Source organism: Candidatus Nanopelagicales bacterium, assembly GCA_041393815.1.
GTDB lineage: Bacteria > Actinomycetota > Actinomycetes > S36-B12 > JAWKJK01 > JAWKJK01.
The window spans coordinates 94,105-116,180 of record JAWKJK010000009.1; the positions used below are offsets into that span (position 1 = coordinate 94,105).

The following is a 22,076-nucleotide window of genomic DNA, read 5'->3' on the forward strand; positions in this document are numbered from 1 at the left end:
GGGCCCATCCGATGGCCCTTGCGGGGCGGGGATCTGCGGCTAGCGTGGCGACCGTGACCGACGCCGACAGCCTCGATGCCCTCACCGCACGCGTCCGCGGGCTGATGCCCGACCTGGTCGACGACCTCAAGCGGCTGGTGCGGATCCCCTCGATCAACTTCCCCGGGTACGACACTGCGGACGTGCGCGCCTGCGCCGACATGTGCGTGGAGCTGCTGCGGGCCGCGGGGGCGCCGACGGTGGACCTGGTGGAGTCGCGGACCGGGATCCCGACCGTGCACGCGGAGATCCCGGGTCCTCCCGGTGCGCCCACGGTGATGCTGTACGCCCACTACGACGTGCAGCCGGCCGGGGACGAGTCCGCCTGGCTCTCGCCCCCGTTCGAGCCGACGGTGCGGGACGGCCGGTTGTACGGCCGCGGTGCCGCCGACGACAAGTCCGGGGTGGCGCTGCACCTGGCGTCGATCCGCGCGTTCGAGGGCCGGCCGCCGGTGAACCTGCGGATCTACCTCGAGGGCGAGGAGGAGTACGGCGGCGCGTTCGAGGAGTGGCCGTTCGAGAAGCCGGAGGCGTTCGAGGGGGTGTCCGCGATGGTCATCGCGGACGTGGGCAACCTGCGGATCGGGGAGCCGACGTTCACCACCGCGCTGCGCGGAATCGTCGACGGGGTGGTCGAGGTCCGCACGCTGGAGGGGCCGGTGCACTCCGGCATGTTCGGCGGTCCTGCGCCGGACGCGCTGATGGTGCTGATCCGCATCCTCGACTCCCTGCAGACCGCCAGCGGCGACTGCGCCGTACCCGGCATGGGCGGGTCGCCGTGGGTCGGCGGGGAGTTCCCCGAGTCGGCGTACCGCGAGACCGCGGGTGTCGTGGACGGCGTACCGCTGGTGGGGTCGGGGTCCGTGGCGGACCGGCTGTTCTCCATGCCGTCGGTCAACGTGGTGGGCCTGGACGCTCCGGCGGTGGACACCGCGCCGAACGCGCTGGTGCCGGTGGCCCGGGCGAAGGTGAGCGTGCGGATCCCGCCGGGGGTGGACCCCGACGCCGGCCTGGTGGCGCTGGAGGAGTACCTCCAGGCCCAGGCGCCGTACGGCATCGCGGTGTCCTTCACCCCGGGGCGGCCCGCGTCCGGCGTGTCGATCCCGACCGATGGGCCCGCGTACGCCGCGGCGACGTCGGCGATGGAGGCGGCGTACGGGCGGGACGTCCAGCGGATCGGCGCAGGCGGGTCCATCCCGTTCGTGGCCAACCTGGCCGAGGCGCTGCCCGGCGTCGAGGTGCTGCTGTTCGGTGCGCAGGACCCGCTGGCCCGCATCCACGCGCCGAACGAGAGCGTGGACCTCGACGAGCTCGAGCACGCGGCGCTGGCCCAGGCCCTCTTCCTCGAGGAGTACGCCCGCCACCACTGACGCCCCCAGCCCCCGCGGATCCGGGGGTCACCCCCACCCCGGTGGCACGTTGGACCAGTCATCCCCGCCCTGCGGGCGGTCCTGAGTTCCACCAGTGGCGCGGTCGGGGGCGTACGAGGCTCCCGTGGCATGCGGGTCGCGCCACCCGGCCGTCCCCAGGTCCTCGCGCTCGCACCGCCGCGTCCACAGCGGGCGTGCGACACCGGTCCTGCTTCGGCCGATGGCCTGAGGGTCGGGGGATGCCGTTGCCCCAGCCCGATCCGGATCGTCCGGAGACGCTCAGGCCCAGGCGCGTGGCGGAGCTCCGTGCGCTGGGTGCGACCCGGTCGGACCTGCGCGGTCGACTCTTCCGGGTCCCTCACCGCGGTGTTCGGACCTGGGCGGCGCTCCAGGACCCCGGTCCCGGGCTTCGCATCCTCGAGGCAGCGGTGCTGCTGCCGACGGCCGGTGCCGTCGCGGGTTGGGCCGCCGCCTACCTGCTCGGTGCCGACGAGTTCGACGGGCTGGACTTCACGCGTCACGGGCTTCGGCAGTTGCCGGTGGAGCTGCACCTGCCGAAGCCGGTGAAGATCCGGCACCGAGCGGGCGTCCGGGTCATCCGGGGCACCATGCCCGCGGAGGACCAGGTCCGCGTGGACGGCATTCCGGTCACGAACGGCCTGCGGACGGCGTTCGACCTGGCACGCCGGTCGACGCCGACGGATGCAGTGGTCGCGCTCGACGTGCTGGCCCACCGGGGCATCGTGGACCTCGGGGAACTGTCCGTCATGGTCCGTGCCCGGAGTCGCTGGCCGGGAGTTGCGAAGGCACGGCGGGCGCTGCTCCTGGCACACCCCGGCGCGGAGTCACCGGGGGAGACCCGGGTCCGCCTAGCGGCCCGCGCAGCCGGCCTGCCCCGACTGCTGGTTCAGCCGAACGTGACGGATCGGGCCGGTCGCTTCGTGGCCCGTCCGGATCTCCTGGACGAGGCGGCCGGGCTGGTGTTCGAATATGACGGTGCGGGCCATCGCGAGCCCCGTCAACAGGACCGGGACCGTCGCCGTCGTCATCGCCTGGAGTCCGTGGGACTGGTCGTCCGCGAGATCGTGGCGGCGGACATGGGCCCGGGCCTGGGTGCGTGGTTGGTCTCGCAGCACGAGCAGGCCCTGGCCCTGCCCCGCCCCCGGCTGTGGGTCGCCACGCCCCACGCCGTCGACCCCCGCTGACCCCACTGGTGGAACCCGTGACCAGGGAAACCCGCCCCGAGGGTGGCGCGGCGTTCCACTGGCGGTGACTGAAGGGGTGAGTGATGGCGCTGGGATGTCCGGGAGGGGCCGCGGCGGCTCGAGGAGGTGAGGCACCGCGGCCCCTAGTGCGCCCTGTCGTCCCCCGATCGGCAGGGTGCCGGGACCGCGCGCAGAATGTGCGCGGATCCCCGTCCCGGGGACGGGGCCGCGACCCTGGTCCCGACTCCTCCGCCGGTCCCGGGGCCGCGGCCCCTGCCTCCCGTTCATCCCCCGATATCCGGGGAGGCACGCCGGTGATTGCCGGATCCGCCAGCGCCGAAACCCGTTGGCACGCAGTGTGACCGGTCCGCCGAGGCAGCCTCGTCGCAGTGGTGATGGCGCGTCCGCCGACCGGGTGACCCCGTTCGGAGCAGCCGTCACCCACTCGCGTAGCGCGGTGCTGCCAGCGGTCACGGGAGCCCCGCAGACCTCAGGGGAACCGACCCTCCCTCCCGTGCGCACTGGTGGAACGCTGGACCAGCCGAACCTCCGCGGAGGCTGGTCAGACGTTCCACCAGCGGGGTGGTGAGGGGGGCGAGGTCAGGGGTGGCGGGGCAGGACCAGCACGGGTACGGGGGCGGCGCGCAGCAGCTTGTACGTCATGTCGCCCAGGAACACCCGCCGCACCGGGCCACCGGCCGCCGAGCCCAGCAGCAGCAGGTCGTCGTCGCGCCACTCGATCCGGGCCAGCGCCTGCAGCGCGGTGTCCCCGACCACCACCTCGGCCGACGCGTCCACGCCCCCGGTCACCGCGGCCAGCGCCTCCTCCTGCGCCGACCGCGCCTGCGCGACCAGCACCTCCAGCACCTGACGCTCGGGGTCTCCGGTCAGCCGGGAGCCGATCAGCCGGGTCATCCGCAGCACGACGGTGACGACCAGCAGTGACGCGCCCATCTCCGCGGCCAGCGCCGCCGCCGACTGCACCGCCGCGATCGAGCCGCGGGCTCCCTGGTACGCCACCACGACCCGCCCGAACCGCTCCGGCGCCACCCGCCGGAACCCGTGCGGCGCGAGAGCGACCGGGACCGGGGAGCCGTGCAGCAGCTGGTTGGCCGTGGAGCCCTGGACGATCCGGCCGCCGGATCCGCCCGGCGCCGAGCCCACCACGATCAGGCGGGCCCCCAGCGACTCGGCCATCTCGGCCAGCCCGTGGCCGCTGGACCGGTGCCCGCCCCGCAGCACCCGTACCTCCGGGGCACCCGCGGTGGCCGCGAACGCCGCGCACTCCGCCAGCACCGCGTCGGCCGCGTCGGTGACGTACCGCTCCCACTCGGCGTCGACGTTGCCCATGCTCGGGTAGTCCATGGTCGGCAGGTGCACGTACGCCAGCACGGGTTGCAGGTGGAGGGAGCGGGCCAGCGAGAGGCCCAACGCCACCGCGTCGCGCCCGGCCTCGTCCGGGTTCACACCGACGACGAGCTCCATGGCCGCCTCCCGGACGACGCTCGAGTGACACGCGCGCACTGCTTCGGATGCGCCTCCGCACCCGCCTCGCCGCCGCTACCGTAGCCGCGCGCGGGGTCGCGGGAGGCGGCTTCGGCAGGAGGGCCCTCCGGCCCGCCGAGGAGGATCCGATGGCCCAGGACACCCTCGTGCGCCAGCTGTTCCGCGTGAAGCCGGCCGACGAGATCGTCAGCAGTACCGAGCACGGCGAGCTCAAGCGCAGCATGGGCCTGTTCGCGCTGACGATGTTCAGCGTCGGGTCCATCGTCGGCACCGGGATCTTCGTGATCCTCGGCGTCGCCGTGCCCGAGGCCGGTCCGGCGGTCATCCTGTCGTTCGTCCTGGCGGCCGTCACCTGCGCGTTCTCGGCGCTGTCCTACGCCGAGCTCGCCGGCACCATCCCGGTGTCGGGCTCGTCGTACTCCTACACGTACGCCACCCTCGGCGAGGTCGTCGCGTGGATCGTCGGCTGGTGCCTGATGCTGGAGTACGGCGTCTCCGTCGCTGCGGTCGCCGTCGGCTGGGGCCAGTACCTCAACGAGTTCCTGTCCTACTTCGGTCTGTCGATCCCAGCCGAACTGGCCAACCCGCCGGAGGACGGCGGGATCTTCAACATCCCCGCGGTCCTCGTCGTGGTGCTGTGCATGGTGCTGCTGCTGCGCGGGGCCCGCGAGTCCGCCACCGCCAACACCATCCTGGTCGTGGTGAAGATCGGCATCCTGCTCTTCTTCTGCGCGGTGGCGTTCACCGCCTTCGACGGCTCCAACTTCACCCCGTTCCTGCCGCTCGGCTTCGCCGGCGTCACGGCGGCCGCGGGCCAGGTCTTCTTCTCCTACATCGGCTTCGACGCCGCCTCGACCGCCGGTGAGGAGGCCAAGAACCCCCGCCGCGACCTGCCCATCGCCATCATCGGCTCGCTGGTGATCGTGACGATCCTCTACCTGCTCGTCACCGTGGCCGCGATCGGCGCGAAGCCGTGGGAGCAGTTCGAGGGCAGTGGCGGTGAGGCCGTGCTGGCCACCATCACCAAGGACGTCACCGGGTCCACCTGGGCACCGGCGCTCATCTCCCTCGGCGCCGTTGTGTCGATCTTCAGCGTCGTGCTCGTCGTGATGTACGGACAGACTCGCATCCTGTTCGCGATGGGCCGGGACGGGTTGCTGCCCAAGGCATTCACCCGGGTGAACCCGCGCACGCAGACGCCGGTCACCAACACCATCATCGTCACGGTCATCATCTCGATCCTCGCCGCGTTCGTCCCGCTGGGGCAGCTGGCCGAGGCCACCAGCATCGGCACCCTCGTCGCCTTCGCCATCGTCAACGTGGGCGTCATCGCCCTGCGGCGGACCCGGCCGGACCTGCCGCGGTCATTCCGGACGCCGTTCTTCCCCGTGACCCCGATTCTGGGCGTCATCTTCTGCCTGTTCCTCGTGGCCGGGCTGGACCCGATCACCTGGGCGGTCTTCGGCGCCTGGCTCGCGGTGGGCCTGGTCGTCTACTTCACGTACTCCTTCGAGCGGTCCCGCCTCAATGCGCCCACCGCCCCGGTGCAGGAGCCGTTCGAGCGGCCGTAGCGCGCATCCGGCACCGGTAGGTCGCTACCGTCTGCCGTGAGGGCCTAGCGCCCGCCCTGAGGAACGGGGACTGCCATGACCGAGACGCACTACCGACCGGCCTGGGCGAAGTGGCTGATGATCATCGCGGTGATCATCATGTGGGCCTCGGTCGTCTTCTCCGCCGTCACCGACAGCCTCGGCTGGTGGGAGGTCGTGGGCGCGGCCTTCCTCACCGTCGCCGCGGTGCTCGTGTGGATGGAGAAGTAGCGATGACCGGCCGGCGGGCGCGGGGCACGCGGTGAGCGACGCGCTGGTCTGCTCGGGCCTGACCAAGTCCTTCGGGGGTCACCGGGCCGTCGACGACCTGTCGCTGACCATCCCGGCCGGCTCGTTCTTCGGCATCTGCGGCCCGAACGGCGCCGGCAAGACCACCATGCTGCGGATGGCGACCGGCCTGCTCAAGCCCGACTCGGGCACCGTCGCCGTCGACGGCATCGACGTGTGGGCGGAGGAGGTCGAGGTCAAGCGGCACTTCGGCTTCGTCCCCGACAACCCGAGGCTCTTCGACCGGCTGACCGGCCCCGAGCAGTTGCAGTACGTCGGGATGCTGCGCGGCATGGACGAGCAGACGACGAGGACCCGGGCGGCCGACCTGCTGCACGTGCTCGACCTGGACAAGGATGCCGGGACCCTCATCGCCGACTACTCCCTCGGGATGACCAAGCGGATCGGCCTGGCGTCGGCGGTGCTGCACGCGCCGAAGGTGCTCATCCTCGACGAGCCGTTCGGCTCCCTGGACCCGGTCAACACCCAGGTCATGGAGGAGATGCTCAACCGGCACCGGGCGGCCGGAGGCACGGTCGTGTTCTCCTCCCACGTGATGGACGTGGTCGAGCGACTGTGCGACCGCATCGTGATCATCGACCACGGGGCGGTGCGGGCGGAGGGCACGGTCGCCGAGGTCGCCGGCGGCAAGCGCCTGCAGGAGGCGTTCTTCGACCTCGTCGGCGGCCGTGACCTGGACGAGGGGAGCCTGGGATGGTTGGGGTCTTCGTCCGGCTGAAGCTGCAGCTGCAGGCCAACGCGCTGCGCCGTTCCCCGGGGGCGGCCGTCCTGTACGTCGTGGGCTGGCTGGCGTCCCTCGGCCTGGGGTCCCTGCTCCCCGTGCTGGCGTGGATCGCCACCCGCGAGGGGACCGAGTCCGACGTCGCGCAGGTGATGACCCTCTACCTGGTGGCGCTGCCGGCCGTCTGGGTGCTCTGGATCGTGGGTCCGCTGGTGGCCGGTGGCGGCGGCGACCCGATGATCGACCCGGCCCGCTTCGAGCTGCTCCCCCTGACGTACGGCCAGCAGGTGCGCGGCCTGCTCGCCGCGGCGATGGTCGGGCCTGCCGCGCTCGGCACGCTGCTGGTCGGGCTCACCCCGCTGGCCGGCCCGGGCGTGAACGTTCTGTCGGGCGTGCTGATCGTGGTCGCCGCTGTCGTGTTCGTCATGCTCTGCGCGGCCACGTCCCGGATGGCCGCCGCGGCCCTCGTGGCCGCCATAAACTCGCGCCGCGGGCGCGACCTGGCCATCCTCGCGGGCGTAGCGGTGGTCGCCCTCGCGTACGCGGCGGGCCCGATCACGGCGGCGCTGGTGGGGACGGCGTCGCAGCAGTCCTTCCAGTCCGACGTGAACCTGGTGGCGCTCATCCCGCCGGGGGCCGCGGGCAAGGCGGCCATCGAGGCGACCCAGGGGACCTGGCTGCTGTCCCTCGGCCTGCTGGCGTACGCGGCGCTGTGGGTCGCGGTGCTGCTCTGGCTGTGGGCCCGGGTGCTGCGGCGACGCGTGGTCCGAGGCGGCGGCCGCTCGGCCCGCGAGTCGACGGTGGCCGTGGGAGCAGGCTCGTTCGACCTGATCCCGCGGTGGCTGGAGTGGCTGGTGCCCGCCGGCCCGCTCGGCGGGTCGGCCGCGAAGCAGTGGCGCTATGCGTTCTTCCGCTCCCCCGAGAGCGTGAAGGAGCTGCTCATCGCGATCGGCATCTCGCTGTTCCTCGGCTACCAGCTGTGCACCGGGTTCTTCCCCGACGTCATGGCCCCGCTGGCCGCACCGCTGGTGGCGACCTGGGCGCTGGTGCAGACCAACGGCAACGCGTTCGGGGTGGACGGCGGTTCGCTGCCCCAGTACGTCCTCACCGGCGCACGCATGCCACGGGTCTTGACCGGGCAGTTCCTCGCGAACGCCGCGGTGGCTGTCCCCGCCGCGGTGGCGCTCGCCGTTGTGGTGTCGCTGCAGGAGCCCGAGTACGGCGACCTGTGGCTGAGCCTGGCGCTGCTGGTCGTGGCCGTGCCGGCCGTCCTCGGGCTGACCGCGGTCCTGTCGGTGCGGTTCCCGGTACGACTGGGTGCGGGCCGGCAGCGTTCGGGATCGGCGATCCTGATGGCCACGCTGGCCCAGTTCGTCACGATCGTGGTGGTGCTGGTGGTGGTCGGCGTGCTGGGGGAGGCACTGGGCAGCCTGACCGGCCAGGACTGGCTGGGGGTCGTCGTGGGCCTGGCGGTCAGCCTCGCGATCGCCGTCGCCGGGCTGAGCTGGGCGGACCGGTCGTTCCGGCACGACCCCACCCGGCTGCTCGTCCTGCTCGGCTCGGACCGCACCGAGTAGACGCGGGCCCGGACCGGGAGCGCACCCGTCGGCGTCAGGCGGTGGGCGCCTCCTGCCGGCCCAGCGCCCGCGCGAGGTTCGCCCGGCCCCGTACGCCGAGCTTGCGGTAGGCGTTGCTGAGGTGGTGCTCGACGGTCCGTGGGGACAGCGACAGGTAGTCCGCCGCCTCCTGGTTGGTCCGGCCCGCGCACACAGCCAGCGCCACCGCGCGCTCCTGCGGCGTGAGGTCGTCGAGGGAGCCCGCGGACGTGGTGCCCGGATCGCCTCCGCAGGCCCGTCGCTCGTCCTCCGCCCGCGCCCGCCACGGGGACGCACCCAGCCGGGCGAACAGCTGCGCGGACTGCGCCAGGGCGGCACGCGCCTCGCCCCGCCGACGGGTCCGACGTAGGTGCTCGCCGTGCAGCAGCAGGGTCCGCGCGTGCTCGAAGGCCTCGGGGGACTCGGCGTGCGCGGCGAGGGCGGTGCGGTAGGCCGCGTCGGCGTCCTCGACGGTCGGCGCGACCAGTGCGTCGATCCGGTATGCGAGGCCGGTCGCGAGCGGCCCCCCGAAGGCCTGCAGCAGCGGCCGGACCCGGTCGTGCCATTCGCCCGCGCGGCCGGGGTCGCCGCGCCGGACGTGGGCTTCCACCAGGTCGACCCGGGCCGGGATGACGCCGTCGCGCAGCCCCCGGCCCAGGAACCCGACGTCGGCGGCCTCGGTCAGCCGGGACGCAGCCTCGTCGAGCCGGCCGTCCAGCAGCGCCCGCAGGCCGAGGGCACGGTCGTGGGTCGCGCGGCGTCGCCGGTCGCACCAGCGGTCGGTGAGCACGCGCAAGGCCTGTGCCTCCCGCTGGAGAGTCTCGGTGTCGGCGCAGGCCGCGGCGAGCTCGGTGGCGAGCGCGGCCAACCCCCGCGAGGCGCCGGAGGCACCGGAGGAGTCGGCGAGCGGTCGGGCCCGGGCGAGCAGCGCCCTCGCCGCCTCCCACTCCCCGTCGGCGCGGGCCCGCCAGGCCTCGATCCCCCACAGGCAGGACAGCGGCTCGGGGGCGTTCGCCAGCCGGTCCTCCGCCACCGCCAGTCGGTGTGCGCCGGCAGCCCCGTCGTCGAGCAGCAGGTCGTCGAGGAACACGGCGTCGAGCAGCGCGCCGCGGTCCATCCCCTGGGGGTCGACGGCGGCGGCCTCGGCCAGCACGGCGGTGCGCAACGCGACGCCGTCGGCGACCTCACCCGCCTGGATGAGCGCCGCGGCCAGCAGCGCCCGTCCGGTCCACGGTGGCGACGGCCGGCCACTGCCCGCCGGACCGGGGTCGGGATCGAGCTCGGCCGCCTCCCGGGCGGCGCGCAGGCCGAGATCAGGCCGCCCCAGCGTCCACGCCGCCATCGCGGCGTCCCAGAACAGGACCGGAAGCACGGCGGGTGCCGTGCGCCGTGCCTCGTCGATGGCGGCCCACTGGGCCGTGAGTGAGGCGCCCGGGTCGACGTCGGCCCGCTGCACCGCCCGCAGCCACGAGACCCACCCGGCCGCCTCGGGGTCCAGCCGCACCCCGGCCAGCAGGTCCAGCAGCGGCACCATGCCCTCGACCCCGAGATCGAAGCGCGCGGCCAGCCGCACCCCCCGCAGGGCCCGGTCCACCCGCTCCTCCGACGTCACCGACAGCCGCGCCGCGATCGCCCAGGCCCGGCACGCCGCGTCCAGGTACCCCAGCGACTCGGCTCGTTCCGCCTGCTCCGCGACCGCGTCCGCCACCAGCCCGTCGGCCAGCACCACGCTGCGCGCGAGGAAGCCGACGACGAGTGCGGGCGGCATGTCCAACGCGCGGGCCTGTTCGGCGGCGACGGCGTAGCGGTCGCGCAGCAGCGCAGCCGGAGCGCCGCGGAGGACCACGTCACGCACCAGGGGGTGGACGAACTCGGGCGGTGTCCCCGGCGTGACGAGGGCGGCGGATACCGCGGCGTCCAGGTCATCGGGGCCCCAGCCGCCCCGGTCGGCCAGTGCCGCGACCAGGTCCGGTCGGGGACCGGCGACGGCGAGGTCCACCAGGCTCAGCCGGCTCGCGTCGGGCAGCCTTTCCACGACTCCGAGCCAGGCGGACATCAGCGCCGGGGCGATCGGCAGCGGGTCCGGCAGCGGCGCCCGGCCGGCGAGCTGGTCGGCGGTCAGGAGCCGGGTCGCCTCGTGCAGCGCGAGCGGGAGCCCCTGCAGCGCAACGGCAAGCGACTGCGCGACCCCGGGGTCGATGTCCGCGCCGAGGACCGAGCGCAGGACGGCGGTCGCGGCATCGTCGGACAGCGGGTGGAGCTCCACCCGGGGCCACGCGGCCACGGTGTCCCCGACGCCGGGCTGCGGTCGCGCCGCGACGACGCCCGCCACCCCGAGCGACGACACCCGGCCCAGCGCCCGGGCCAGCACCGCCAGCGATCCGCGATCGGCGTTGTGCGCGTCGTCGACCGCCACCAGCAGCGGTCCGGACCGGGACAGGGACGCCAGCAGGTCGGTCAGGGCGTCGGCGTGCTGGGCGACTCCGGACACCGCGGGCCGCTGTTGCCCCGCGGCGACGTGGAGGTCCTCCACGAGTGAGAAGGGCAGGTCCACGGAACCCTCGACCGCTCGGGCGCGAAGCACCCGGACGTGGCGGCGGGAGGCGCGGCGCGCTGCGGCGTCCAGCAGCGCGGTCTTGCCGATGCCGGGTACGCCCACCACCAGCAGGGTGCCCCCGTGGCCGTGGGTCGCCCCGTCGAGGAGGTCGTCGAGGCGCCCGATCTCCCCCGCCCGACCGAGCAACACGCTCGACGGTCCGTCGTCACCCACCGATCCGCACAGGGCCGAAGGTCCCGGTCGCTGGGGTGGGCCCGGGGTCCGAAGTTGGGTGGTCCCCCGGATCCGGGCACGGCGGCGGCGGACGACGCTCGAGGTGAAGGAAGCAACCGATCGGAGGACCCGATGCCCAGTCCCGTGATCCACCACGTCGGCCTCAGCGTCCGCGACATCGAGACGAGCACCGACTGGTACGTGCGCCTGTTCGGGCTGACCGTCGTCGCCGAGATGACGGAGCCGGCACCGATGGTGGTGCTGATGTCCCCGCAGGGGCAGGCCATCGACCTGCGGGAGGACCCCGACGTGGGTCCGGACCGCTTCACCCAGACCTACGCCGGGCTCGACCACGTCGGCTTCGTCGTCGCCGACCGGGCCGAGCTCGACGCCTGGGAGCAGCTGCTGGTCCAGGAGGGGGTCGAGCGGTCCGAGATCGCCGAGTCCCCCTTCGGCTGGCACCTGAACTTCCGGGACCCCGACGGGATCCCGCTGGAGTTCTTCCTGCCGCGTCAGTCCGCGTGACCGACCGCTCAGAGGAGAGGTGTGAGATGCGTACCACCCGGCTCGCCGCGGCCGTGGCACTCGTGGCCCTACTGACCGCGTGCGGCTCGTCCACGTCGAGTGCCCCGTCCTCGTCGACGCCCGCGTCACCGTCGTCGTCGGCACCGTCGTCGGCACCGTCGTCGCCTGCTGAGTCGGCGGCCCCCGTCGCCCCGGTGACCTGCGACGACATGGCGAAGGTGTCCACGACGCTCACGACGAAGATCCACTACGTCGCGCTCAACGTCGGGACCAGCAACGACTCGTCGACCTACTACCCGGCCATCGAGGAGGCCATGGCCCAGCTGACCCAGCTGGCCACGGACTGCGCGCCCCAGGCCGTCGAGCCGGTGGCCGCGCTGGCCACCGCCGTCGCCGACCTGCTGGAGCAGACCGTGCCCGGCGCGGACGCGACCGCCATCGCCACGGACAAGGCCGCGCTGGCGGCCGTGCGCGAGGCCGGGATCGCGGCGTACAGCTCGCTGCGGCTGCCGACCAACGGCTGGGAGAACCGGCCGGAGGACACGGTCACCGGCTGATCGCGTCCCAGTCGCCGTCGATCTGAGCACACGAGAGGGGATGCGAGATGCACGCACAGAGGATTCTGCGGCGCCTGGTGGCTGTCTCCGCCGCGGCAGCGCTCGCGCTGGTCGTCCCGGTCGGTTCGGCCGTGGGAGAGCCCAACCCGGCCTCCGGGCCGCACCCGACGTCGGCCGCGATCGTCACGGCCGATCTCGGCAGCGGCACATACGGGGCCTTCGCCGAGAGCATGGCGGCGTTGCCGGACGGCAGGCTGCTGGTCAGCGTCACGGACTGGAACACCAACATGGCCGGAGAAGGCACCGCCAATCTGGGGCGCCTGGTCGCGGTCGACCCGGTGACCGGGCAGACCGAGCCCTTCGGAGACATCGACGTCGGCAAGTACGGGATGCAGAGCGGCGTCACGGTCGCCGCTGATGGCCGCGTCTACGTGGCGGCGGCCTTCACCGGCGATGGCGGGGACCAGGCGGCCGTGTACCGGGTGCCGGAGCACGGGACTGCGGTGCCCGTCATGACGCTGCCCGCCTACGCCTTCCCCAACGGGCTCGTCGTCGACGGCACCGACATCTACGCCACCGACAGCCTGTGGGGGGCGGTCTGGAAGGGCTCCACGACCGGACTCACAACGGACGCGGAGCTGTGGTTCATGGCCGACGAGCTCGCACCGGCGCCGCCGCACAAGCGGTACCCGACCATCGGAGCGAACGGGATCGTGGTCTCCGCTGGCGGGCTGCTGGTGACGAACTGGAACACCGGATCGATCTACCGGATCCCGATCCAGTCGAACGGTGATCACGGCGCCCTCGAGCTGGTCGTGACCGACCCGAAGCTGCGGGAGGCGGACGGCATCACGCTCGACCCGGCCGGACGCATCTGGGTGGCGGTCAACGCCGGCCGCGGCACCCTCGCCGTCGTCGACGGCGGCACGGTGCACGTCACGCGGACGCAGAACGGCTGGCTGGACTACCCCACCCAGCCGGTGCTGATCGACGAGACGATGTACGTGGTGAGTGGCTCCTACTTCGGGGGAACCCCCTTCGTCACCGCCTTCGGGGGGCTGATCGGCTGAGGGCCGACCGGCGCCACGAGCATCCGGGTCCCGCCGAGTAGCGGCGGGGCCCGGGTGTTCAGCGCGCATCACGGCCGCTGACGGGTGCAGCCTGGCCCGCATGAGGACCACGACATCGAGCAGGGCCCTGATCGCCGTCACCGCCGGAGCGCTGTCCGTAGCGCTGCTGGGGACGATGCCGGCGTCGGCCGGGGCTTCGCTCCCCGGCCAGTCCGCCGCACCCGTGTCCGGTACTGCGGTCGCGGGGACCCCGGCGACCGCGGCGTCGTCGGTGCCCGCGGAGGACCGGGCCCTCGAGTCGCGATGGGGACCCGCCCCCCGGGATGCGCGGGTCACCTTCTACCTGGTGATGAGCCGCAACGAGAAGGCTGCGCGCGCCGCGTTCCAGCGGGTCAGCGACCCGACGTCGTCCCAGTACCGGAGGTTCCCCAGTCGGGCGGAGGTGGTCCAGACGTACGGCGCCAAGGCGCAGCACGTCGCGACGGTGCAGCGGCAGGCAGCCGCGGCGGGGATGAAGGCGACCCTCGACAAGACCGGCCTGTTCATGCGCATCACCGGCACCGCGCGGCAGTGGAAGCGCTGGACCGGCAAGGACGTCCTGATGAGGGTGCTCGAGCGCAACCTGACCGATCAGACCGCCCTGGAGGTCCGGCTGTACCGGACCTTCGGTCAGCCTCCGGCCCGGGTCATGAAGGCGTCCAACGGCACCTTCCTCGGCGAGTACGTCAAGTGGATCACGATCCGGAAGTCGGCCGACCGGGCCGCGCCGCTGCCTGGGCCGCTGCCGACGAACCAGGGCACCTGGGTCGACGGCTGCGACGCGGCCGAGGCCACGAACTCCTACTCGTACCAGCAGCTCATGACCGCCTACGGCATCGACGCGCTCTCCCGGTCGGCGACGGTGGGCCGGGCCACGAGGCTGGCCATCGTGGAGCTCGGGGTCGGCTGGTCCCCGTCGGCGCTGGCTGCCTCCGCGGAGTGCTTCGACGCGCAGGGACGTCGCTTCGTGAACGTGCTGACCGACGGCATGAAGGGCGCACTCACCGCCGGGTTGGAGGGGAACCTCGACACCCAGCTCGCCCAGGCGATCCTGCCGCCGGGCAGCCAGGTCAGCGTGGTGGAGGGACCGGAGTCACCGAGCACCTGGTTCCTCACGTTCGCCAGCGTGTTCGGGCTTGCGGAGCAGCCCGACGTCGTCTCCGTCTCGTACGGGTTGTGTGAGCCGCTGCTCGCGGAGCAGGGGCTGACCGCGGTGAGGCGCGCGCTGCTCGACTCGGTGCTGGTGCGTCTCGGTCTGGTCGGCTCGACTGTAGCCATCTCCTCCGGGGACGACGGCTCCTCTGACTGCGTGGAGGCCACCCGCGGGACGGTGCGGGCGCCGACCGTGGACTACCCCTCCGCCAGCCCCTACGTGACGTCCATCGGGGGCTCTCGGATCGTGCTGAACAAGGACAACTCCCGGGCCCGTGAGGTCACCTGGCGGCAGGTGAATGTGAACGGCGCCCCTCCCGGGGAGCCTGCGCAGGCGGTGTACGCAGGTGGGGGCGGCGGTCGTTCCGTGCTGTACGAGCAGCCGTGGTGGCAGGCCCGCTTCGGCATCCGCCAGCAGACCCGCACGCTGCCGGACGTGGCGATGCACGCCTCGTTCGGACCGGGCTGGCCGGTGTACGCACAGGGCGGGTTCCAGCCGGTGGCCGGGACCTCGGCCGCGACGCCGCTGTTCGCGTCCGCGCTGGCGACCTGGGTGGCGATGGAGCGCCTGGCCGGCCGGCCCGCGTACGGGCACATCGCGCCGGCCATGTACGACGTGGTGGCGCGCGACCGCGGCGCCGCGTACGACATCGTGAAGACGTCCAACGACGTGTACGACGTGGGCTGCTGCAAGGCGAAGACCGGGTACGACCTGGCCTCGGGGCTGGGGGCGCCGAACTTCGACGTCTTCCCGCGGCTGCTCGCCCCGGTCGGGGGGTGGTGAGGTCCCCCGGCCGTGCGCCGGGGCAGGATGCCACGCATGAACGACTCGCGGATCGTCGTGTCCAAGTGGATGTCGCTCGTCGCGATGGTCCTGCTCTGGGCCTCGGTGGTGATCTCGGTCGTCTTCGGCGCCGGGGTGCCGTGGGTGGCGCTGGTGCTGGCCATCCTGTGCACGGCCCTGGCCGCGTACGTGTGGTTCGGGATGCCCTCGTCCTAGCCCGGTGCCGGATTCGGGCCGGCGGTCGGATCCGGGTACCCTTGCGCCGCCGGTCCCGGCGATCCCGGGGCCGGCGGGGAGGCGTCGCCTAGTCCGGTCTATGGCGCCCGCCTGCTAAGCGGGTTGGGGACTCAAATCCCCTCGCGGGTTCAAATCCCGCCGCCTCCGCCCCGATCCCCGGCCCCGGTGGACGGCTCCGGCCGCCCCGGGGCCGCGGCGCGTCCGGGTGCGATCCCCACGGCCCGCCTCATGATCGCCGCGAGACTCCAGAAAGGGTCGGGTTCCGCGGCTTCCGGAGGGCCCCTTGTGGTGTCTCGCGGGGATCAGCCGACCGTCAGGACGCCGTTGGCCAGGCGGGCCCGGACCTTGCGCAGTGCCGACTCCGCCGGTCCCCGGCGCAGGGTGCCGTTGAGGGCGAACTGGGACCCGTGGTTGGGGCAGGTCCAGGTGCTGCTGGTGCGCCGTACCGTCGTCCCCTGGTGCGTGCACCGCAGGTCGAGGACGGCATAGCGGAACTTCGCGGTCCGGACGACAGCGGTGGGGACGCCCTTCACGGTGCCGAGCAGCACCGAGCCGCCGACCTTGCGCAGCGCCCGGACCTTGCCGACCTGCACCTGCACCCGGCCGTCGGGCAGTCGGGTGACCCCGGTGGCGGCCTCGGCATCGTCGGCGAGGAGCGCCTCCCCCAGCCCCACGGCCAGCAGTGCACAGGCGCCGGCTGCGCCGCCCAGGAGGGCTCGCCGGCTGAGCGTGGCGTCGTGGGTGGGGACCGGGTCCTCGCCGGACATGCGGTCCAGTGTGCGTGCGGCGCCGGGATCTGGCCAGGGTTCGACGCGCGCGCGGTTTTCCCGGGGGCTCGCGGCCACGGTATGCTCGCCAGCGGTCACACGACCTGCGCCCGTAGCTCAACGGATAGAGCATCTGACTACGGATCAGAAGGTTAGGGGTTCGAGTCCCTTCGGGCGCGCCAGTGTTCTCGTAGGTCACATGCCTGATCCCCTTTTCAGTGGGTCAGTGCCGTCACGGCGTCGAGTGCGGTCCGCGCCCGGTCCGCCGCTGGCAGCGCCAGGACGCCTTGGGCGGCGGCGACCGCGTCGGGCGAGGGCGCCAGGTCGCGCCGTGGCCGGTACTCCTGCACTAGGGCCTGACCGCTGCCCGCCCCGGCGGGCCCGCCCGTGCGGACCCGCTGCGCCTCCACAGTCGTCCTTCCGGCCAGACGGGGAGTGCCGGTGGTCGGGCGGGCTCAAGGTCACACAGGTAGGACCACCAGCGGCCGTCCCGGGACCAGCAGTGTGTCCGCCACAACCATGTCGGTGCTGCGGAGGTCGTCGACCAAGCGGGCGACCTCGTCGCGACGTGGCAGGTGGCCGGGGGCGTCGGTGTGGATCACGAGTACGAACCCGTCGGCGTGGGTCTTGCCGGCGACGGTGCGCACGCTCGCCGCGGTGGCGCCCCTCGCGGGGGAGTAGGGGGTCGACGGGCCGAAGTGCAGAAGGGTGAAGCGGGGAAATCGGTCGTTCAGAACGCGAGAACCGTCCCGCCCGGATCGAGTCCGGATCGGGACGCCTCGATGTGCCACGGTGGCCCTCGCCGCCACCACGGGGCGGGTCCTGGGACCACCATGCCGGGGTACTACTGCTCCCTGGCCCTCCCATTGTCCCATAAGTCGTTGTGGCAGAACAACTACCACGCACATTCGGACGGCCGCAAACGGCAGGGCATTCATTTCACCGGCTCGCCGGAATCCTCTGCCCACAGGCTGGAGATTCGGTCGTTCGGACCATGCCGACTGGCACCTTCGGGCCACGTCTCCTCGTTACGGTGTGACGCTGAGGAGAGTCTGGGGACGGCTGGGGGAGTAATGCGGTCGACTGGGATTCAGCGGCGCATGGTCGGGGCCCGCGTGCTGGCGGTGGTGTTGGCGGCGGCGCTGGTGCCCGTGGTCGCGGTGGTGCCGCAGGCGACTGCGGCGGTCGCTGATCTGCCGACGACGCGGGCGGCGACCCAGTGGGGACCGTGGCACGGGTCGATGTCGATCGCCTCCGTGGAGACGATCGCTCGCGCGAACTCGACCACGACACGAACGGGGAAGGGCACTTACTCCAACCTGGCTGCTGCGGGCGCGTACTCGCCCGGAGGGGACAACACGTACCGGGCCGACGTGACCGTGGAGATGTCGGACAAGGTGACCGTGCCGTGCGAGAACGGCGGTGGTGCGGCGACGGACACGAGTTCCTGGACGTACAGCGGTTCTTCGGAGGGCGCCGTGGACTCAGCTGACGGGGGCGCGGGCTACATCGGCGGCTACGTGGTCCGGTTGGAGGACCGCGAGGCCGACCAGGTCTACCTGACCCCGGAGTTCGTTCAGTTCAACACGACGGATCACTACCAGCCGTGCCCCCCGTTCTCCTCCCAGGAACTGACGGCGGGCAACGACACACTGTCGTTCTACGTCGGGTTCGGGGGCCAGGCGATCGACCCGCTCATTGACACCGACCCGGACCCAGCCCACCTGGTCGGGACCACCAGTTGGGGCCTGGCAAACTTCCCCACCGCCTCCCCCCCGTACACCTACACGGCCTACGAGTTCACCGTCACCTACGACCTGCGCCGAGAGCCCGTCGGCCAGTGCCCGAAGTCCGTGACGTTGTCGGGTGAGTGGCTGCCGGGGACGGGGAATCAGTTCGCGCGTGATGTGCGGTGGACCGCGAAGTTGGATGGTGCCGGGTGGCCGGTGCGGGTGGTGTTCGGTCGGTCTGGTGGGCCGCAGAAGGCGGTGACCGGGTCGGGCGCGGTCCACTCGGCCACGTTGACGTATGGCGGCCCTCCTGGGTGGCAGCGCGGCGCTGTCGCCGTGACGGTTCCCGGGCATCCGGAGTGTGGCTCCATCGGTGCGGACAGCCCCGACCGGGTCTTGGTGGATCCGGTGGACTTCTACGCCCCGACCGTACGGTTCCACCCGAAGGAGAAGCTGTTCGCGGGTGATCCGGGGAAGTTCATCTCCGAGTCCAAGTTGCGGTTCGAGGGCACCTACGCGGTGCCCCGCAAGGGTTCTCCGGGGCGGCTGGCGGCCGAGTGCACCCCCACGCTGATGGAGTCCAAGCCCCAGGCGTCGCGGCTGGGGACGGCGGCGGGGAAGCGGGCCTACACCGTGGCGCATCCCGCAAGGACGCCACTGGGGTTGCCGTGCACCTTCGGGCCGGTCAACCAGGCCCCGTCGAAGGTGCAGATCACGTCTAAGCGGCCGTACGGGTACGTGCTGGACCACAGCAACTCGACCAAGGCCCGCAGAGGCAGCACCACCGCGCCCATGTACGCGGAGTTCCACGGCGGGAGCACCCCGTACATCGTGTATTGGCTGTTCTACCCGCACAACGACTGGAAGTACGGACCACTGCGCGAGATCCACGAGGGTGACTGGGAGCGGGTGGCGGTGCACCTGCGCGGCTCCGACCTCGCCGCGGTGAAGGTCGACTACTTCCAGCACTACTGCACCCCGGACACCCGGGCCTTCTCCGGGCTGGAGATGGACGCCGGCAGCGGTACGACGCTGGACGCTGAGGCGGGCCATTTCATGGTCTTCACTGCGCTCGGCGGGCACGCGAGCTACCCGCAGTCGGACTCCCATGGGCAGGACATGCACAACTCCTGTATCACCGAGAGGAAGGGCTTCATCGACTACACCGGGCGCGGCAAGACCTGGCAGGCCTGGAAGGAGCCCATCCGCAACGCCATGACCCAGCCGTGGTACGGCTTCGGCGGTGCCTGGGGTATGCGCAGCAACAAGTCACGCGGCCCCGGAGCCGACAACTGGGGGCCGGCCGGACCGGGGCCGCATCGCGGGGAACTGAAGCCGTAGCGCGCCGAGGCTCGCTTGTGCCGGGATGGCGAACAGCACCCGGGTCAGTCCACCTCCTTGGGCCTGGCTGCGGTCCTGTGCGAGAAACCCTGGTAGACCGATGCCCGGTTGACGCCCAGCACCCGGGCGATCGCGGACACGTCGTGCCCGCCTGAGTTGTGCATCGCCGTCGCGGTCGCCAGCTTCTCCGCTGTCCATACGGTCGGCATGCCTCCCTTGCGGCCACGGGCACGCGCCGCTGCCAGGTCCGCCATGGTGCGCTCGCGGATGAGGTCGCGCTCGAACTCGGCCAGCGCCCCGAACACGTGGAACGCCAGCCGCCCACCGGGGTGGAGGTGTTGATCGACTCCGTCAGCGACCTCACTGCGACGCCGCGGGCATTGAGGTCGGCAACACGTAGAGCAGGTGCCGAAGTGAGCGGCCCAACCGGTCCAGCCGCCAGATCACCACGGTGTCTCCGGGCCGCAGCTGGGCGAGCATCTCGTCCAGGGCGGGACGCTCGGTGAGGCGTCGTCCGAGCGCCCCTACCTTGTCGCCGTCGTCCGCCTCGACGTCGGGACGATTCGGAGCCTCGCGGATGAGATCTCCGAGCTGGCTCGGGTCGCCGCGACGAGCACGTCGAGCTTCCACCAGCACTTCAAGGAGGTGACGGCGACCACTCCGCTGCAGTACCACGAGAGCCTGCGCCTGCTCGAGGCCCGTCGCCGCATCAGGGACGAGGGTCGGTCAGTGACCGAGTCCGCGTTCGACGTCGGCTACCGGAGCTCGACCCAATTCAGTCGGAAGTACCTCCGGACGTTCGGGGTCGCCCCGCGCGAGGACCGGGCGACTGGCTTGTGGCCCACTGATCCGCGCCTGCGCCGACCGGGATGGCCGGGCCGCCCGCGCGCCGCAGATGGCCCGGCGCGTCGAGGGCGGACCAGCAGGTCTGACCTTTGTCATGGGGATCCGGTGTTCGGGGTCACTACGCGGTGCGTGAGCCGCGCGGGAGCGTGGAGGCATGACGAAGCGACCGACAGACGAGGAGGCGCCGGGTGCCGCCCTGGCCGAGCTTCTCGGCGCCTCGAAGACGTACCTGACCGGTGGGACGGCGGTGCACGCCGTCACGGATGTCGACCTGACCGTGCGGGCGGGGGAGCTGCTGGCAGTGCTCGGCCCCAACGGTGCTGGCAAGACCACGGCGCTGGGCATGCTGACCGGGCTGACTACCCCCACCCGTGGAACCGCCCGGCTGTTCGGACGCGATCCGCGGGATCTGGTGGCACGCCAGCAGATGGGTGTGATGCTGCAGTCCTCGGGGGTTCCGGACACGCTGCGTGTGCGGGAGCTGCTGACAGCGTTCCGCGGCTACTACCGCACCCCACTGCCGTTCGCGTCGGTGGTGGAGGCGGCCGGGCTGCACGGTCTGGAGGATCGGCTCTTCGGCTCCTTGTCCGGCGGCCAGCAGCGTCGGGTGCTGTTCGGAATCGCGTCGTGCGGGAACCCGCGGCTGGTGTTCGTGGACGAGCCGACCACCGGACTGGACACCGAGGTACGACGCGTCCTGTGGGCGACGCTGCGAGATCTGGCCGCGACGGGTCGTGGTGTGGTGCTGACGACCCACTACTTGGACGAGGCCGATGCGCTGGCCGATCGGGTGGTCGTGCTGAATCAGGGACGGGTGGTCGCCGAGGGCACTCCGACGCAGATCAAGTCGCTCGTGCCAGGGCGGCGAATCACCGCCGAGTCCGGCATCGGGGCAGAGCAGGCGTCCGGCTGGCCCGGGGTGCACCAGGCCCAGCGGGACGGCAGCCGGCTGGTGCTCCTGGTCAGCGAACCGGAACGGGTGCTGCGCGAACTGCTGTGTCGGGACCCGTCGGTGTCGGGAGTGACGGTCACCGAACCCAGCCTGGAGGACGCGTTCCTCACCCTGACCCACCGGACGAAGGAGGCGGCATGAGCACCACCCTGACGACCGAGCGGACCGCGTCCGCGCAGGTCCCGCGACGCCGACGCACCGTGGGGAGCGTCCTGCGGGTGTACCGCGTCGAGGCCTGGCAGGAGTTCCTCAAGCTCGTCCGGCTTCCCATCTTCGCGGCCACGACGGTAGCGCTGCCGCTGATGTTCTACGTGATCTTCGGCATCACCTTCGCCGATGAGGAGGCACGCGGGGTCGGGGTCACCACGTACATGTTGGTGACGTACGGCGCGTTCGGCGTGATCGGTGCGGCGCTGTTCGGGTTCGGGGTGTCAGTCGCCGTCGAGCGGGCGCAGGGGTGGATGCGGCTCAAGCGGGTCGCGCCGATGCCGCCCTTCGCGTACTTCGTGGCCAAGGTGCTGATGAGCCTGGCCGTCGCCGCGATCATCGTGCTGGCCATGTTCACCCTCGCCGCAACCCTGGGAGGGGTGCGTCTGGCGATGGGCCAGTGGGCGGCGGTCGGTCTGGCGTTGGTGGCCGGAGCACTGCCGTTCTCGGCGATGGGCCTGGCCTTCGGCTACCTGGTCGGACCGAACTCCGCCCCAGCAGTACTGAACCTGGTGTGGCTGCCGATGGCGTTCGCGTCCGGGCTGTGGATCCCGATCGCCCAGCTTCCCGACGTGGTGCAGTCGGTCGCGGTTGCCATGCCCCCGTATCACTTCGTCCAGCTGGCGCTGGGCACCATCGGGGCATCCGAGGGCGGGTCGCCCGTCGTGCACGCCGCGGCGGTGCTGGGCTTCACCATCCTGTTCCTCGTCGTGGCAGCCTGGGGGTTCCGTCGCGACGAGGGACGAACCTACGGATGAGACGAGG

20 protein-coding genes and 2 tRNA genes are annotated in these 22,076 nt (G+C 72.4%); 16 read left to right on the forward strand and 6 right to left on the reverse strand.

Annotated features, from left to right (window positions below):
- Nucleotides 1-53: 53 nt before the first annotated feature.
- Entirely contained in the window at nucleotides 54-1,409 is a 1,356-nt protein-coding gene (locus R2737_18330; protein MEZ5118218.1) for a M20/M25/M40 family metallo-hydrolase, read from the forward strand.
- A 293-nt stretch (nucleotides 1,410-1,702) separates the two neighbouring features.
- The gene (locus tag R2737_18335; protein MEZ5118219.1) at nucleotides 1,703-2,614 is read left to right on the forward strand and encodes a hypothetical protein; all 912 of its coding nucleotides are present in this window, start codon (nucleotides 1,703-1,705) and stop codon (nucleotides 2,612-2,614) included.
- A gap of 600 nt (nucleotides 2,615-3,214) precedes the next feature.
- Here the strand turns inward: R2737_18335 and R2737_18340 are convergent.
- On the reverse strand, nucleotides 3,215-4,099 hold the full coding sequence (locus R2737_18340; protein ID MEZ5118220.1) for a universal stress protein: 885 nt from the start codon (nucleotides 4,097-4,099) through the stop codon (nucleotides 3,215-3,217).
- A 149-nt stretch (nucleotides 4,100-4,248) separates the two neighbouring features.
- On the opposite strand from R2737_18340, the gene R2737_18345 reads away from it, so the two are divergent.
- The 4 genes from R2737_18345 (at nucleotide 4,249) to R2737_18360 (ending at nucleotide 8,316) form a co-directional block, all read left to right on the forward strand.
- Nucleotides 4,249-5,691, forward strand: a complete 1,443-nt coding sequence (locus tag R2737_18345) for an amino acid permease (protein ID MEZ5118221.1) — start codon at nucleotides 4,249-4,251, stop codon at nucleotides 5,689-5,691.
- A gap of 75 nt (nucleotides 5,692-5,766) precedes the next feature.
- On the forward strand, nucleotides 5,767-5,940 hold the full coding sequence (locus tag R2737_18350) for a hypothetical protein (protein ID MEZ5118222.1): 174 nt from the start codon (nucleotides 5,767-5,769) through the stop codon (nucleotides 5,938-5,940).
- A gap of 31 nt (nucleotides 5,941-5,971) precedes the next feature.
- Entirely contained in the window at nucleotides 5,972-6,736 is a 765-nt protein-coding gene (locus tag R2737_18355; protein ID MEZ5118223.1) for an ABC transporter ATP-binding protein, read from the forward strand.
- A complete protein-coding gene (locus R2737_18360) occupies nucleotides 6,712-8,316 on the forward strand; it encodes a hypothetical protein (GenBank protein MEZ5118224.1) in 1,605 nt (534 codons plus the stop codon). The genes R2737_18355 and R2737_18360 overlap by 25 nt, the downstream gene beginning before the upstream one ends.
- Nucleotides 8,317-8,350: 34 nt before the next feature.
- On the opposite strand, the gene R2737_18365 is transcribed toward R2737_18360, so the two are convergent.
- Complete coding sequence (locus R2737_18365) at nucleotides 8,351-11,080, reverse strand: LuxR family transcriptional regulator (GenBank protein ID MEZ5118225.1); 2,730 nt, start codon at nucleotides 11,078-11,080, stop codon at nucleotides 8,351-8,353.
- Between the two features lie 156 nt (nucleotides 11,081-11,236).
- Here R2737_18365 and R2737_18370 point away from each other — a divergent pair, with 156 nt between their 5' ends.
- From R2737_18370 to R2737_18395, 6 genes are all read left to right on the forward strand, one after another.
- Nucleotides 11,237-11,629, forward strand: coding sequence for a VOC family protein (locus R2737_18370; protein MEZ5118226.1), 393 nt, complete (start codon nucleotides 11,237-11,239; stop codon nucleotides 11,627-11,629).
- Between the two features lie 194 nt (nucleotides 11,630-11,823).
- Nucleotides 11,824-12,186 carry a hypothetical protein gene (locus R2737_18375; protein ID MEZ5118227.1) on the forward strand — a complete coding sequence of 121 codons (363 nt, stop codon included), beginning with the start codon at nucleotides 11,824-11,826 and terminating at the stop codon, nucleotides 12,184-12,186.
- A 77-nt stretch (nucleotides 12,187-12,263) separates the two neighbouring features.
- Nucleotides 12,264-13,256 (forward strand): hypothetical protein, encoded by a 993-nt coding sequence (locus R2737_18380; GenBank protein ID MEZ5118228.1) that lies wholly within the window; start codon nucleotides 12,264-12,266, stop codon nucleotides 13,254-13,256.
- Nucleotides 13,257-13,356: 100 nt separating this feature from the next.
- The gene (locus R2737_18385; protein MEZ5118229.1) at nucleotides 13,357-15,231 is read left to right on the forward strand and encodes a S53 family peptidase; all 1,875 of its coding nucleotides are present in this window, start codon (nucleotides 13,357-13,359) and stop codon (nucleotides 15,229-15,231) included.
- A 36-nt stretch (nucleotides 15,232-15,267) separates the two neighbouring features.
- A complete protein-coding gene (locus R2737_18390; protein MEZ5118230.1) occupies nucleotides 15,268-15,447 on the forward strand; it encodes a hypothetical protein in 180 nt (59 codons plus the stop codon).
- 77 nt (nucleotides 15,448-15,524) lie between these two features.
- Nucleotides 15,525-15,615: transfer RNA gene (locus R2737_18395), tRNA-Ser, on the forward strand.
- Nucleotides 15,616-15,770: 155 nt separating this feature from the next.
- On the opposite strand, the gene R2737_18400 is transcribed toward R2737_18395, so the two are convergent.
- The gene (locus tag R2737_18400) at nucleotides 15,771-16,235 is read right to left on the reverse strand and encodes a Rieske (2Fe-2S) protein (GenBank protein MEZ5118231.1); all 465 of its coding nucleotides are present in this window, start codon (nucleotides 16,233-16,235) and stop codon (nucleotides 15,771-15,773) included.
- Between the two features lie 106 nt (nucleotides 16,236-16,341).
- On the opposite strand from R2737_18400, the gene R2737_18405 reads away from it, so the two are divergent.
- Nucleotides 16,342-16,417 (forward strand) — tRNA-Arg (locus R2737_18405).
- Between the two features lie 279 nt (nucleotides 16,418-16,696).
- On the opposite strand, the gene R2737_18410 is transcribed toward R2737_18405, so the two are convergent.
- Nucleotides 16,697-16,882, reverse strand: a complete 186-nt coding sequence (locus tag R2737_18410; protein ID MEZ5118232.1) for a hypothetical protein — start codon at nucleotides 16,880-16,882, stop codon at nucleotides 16,697-16,699.
- A gap of 453 nt (nucleotides 16,883-17,335) precedes the next feature.
- Between R2737_18410 and R2737_18415 the strand changes: the two genes are divergently transcribed.
- Nucleotides 17,336-19,306: a hypothetical protein gene (locus R2737_18415; protein ID MEZ5118233.1), complete on the forward strand. Its 1,971-nt coding sequence runs from the start codon at nucleotides 17,336-17,338 to the stop codon at nucleotides 19,304-19,306.
- A 44-nt stretch (nucleotides 19,307-19,350) separates the two neighbouring features.
- On the opposite strand, the gene R2737_18420 is transcribed toward R2737_18415, so the two are convergent.
- Both R2737_18420 and R2737_18425 read right to left on the reverse strand, forming a co-directional pair.
- Complete coding sequence (locus tag R2737_18420) at nucleotides 19,351-19,611, reverse strand: recombinase family protein (protein MEZ5118234.1); 261 nt, start codon at nucleotides 19,609-19,611, stop codon at nucleotides 19,351-19,353.
- A gap of 55 nt (nucleotides 19,612-19,666) precedes the next feature.
- On the reverse strand, nucleotides 19,667-19,981 hold the full coding sequence (locus R2737_18425) for a recombinase family protein (protein ID MEZ5118235.1): 315 nt from the start codon (nucleotides 19,979-19,981) through the stop codon (nucleotides 19,667-19,669).
- 325 nt (nucleotides 19,982-20,306) lie between these two features.
- Here R2737_18425 and R2737_18430 point away from each other — a divergent pair, with 325 nt between their 5' ends.
- Entirely contained in the window at nucleotides 20,307-21,245 is a 939-nt protein-coding gene (locus R2737_18430; protein ID MEZ5118236.1) for an ABC transporter ATP-binding protein, read from the forward strand.
- On the forward strand, nucleotides 21,242-22,069 hold the full coding sequence (locus R2737_18435) for an ABC transporter permease (protein ID MEZ5118237.1): 828 nt from the start codon (nucleotides 21,242-21,244) through the stop codon (nucleotides 22,067-22,069). Before R2737_18430 ends, R2737_18435 begins: the two co-directional genes overlap by 4 nt.
- Nucleotides 22,070-22,076 lie beyond the last annotated feature (7 nt).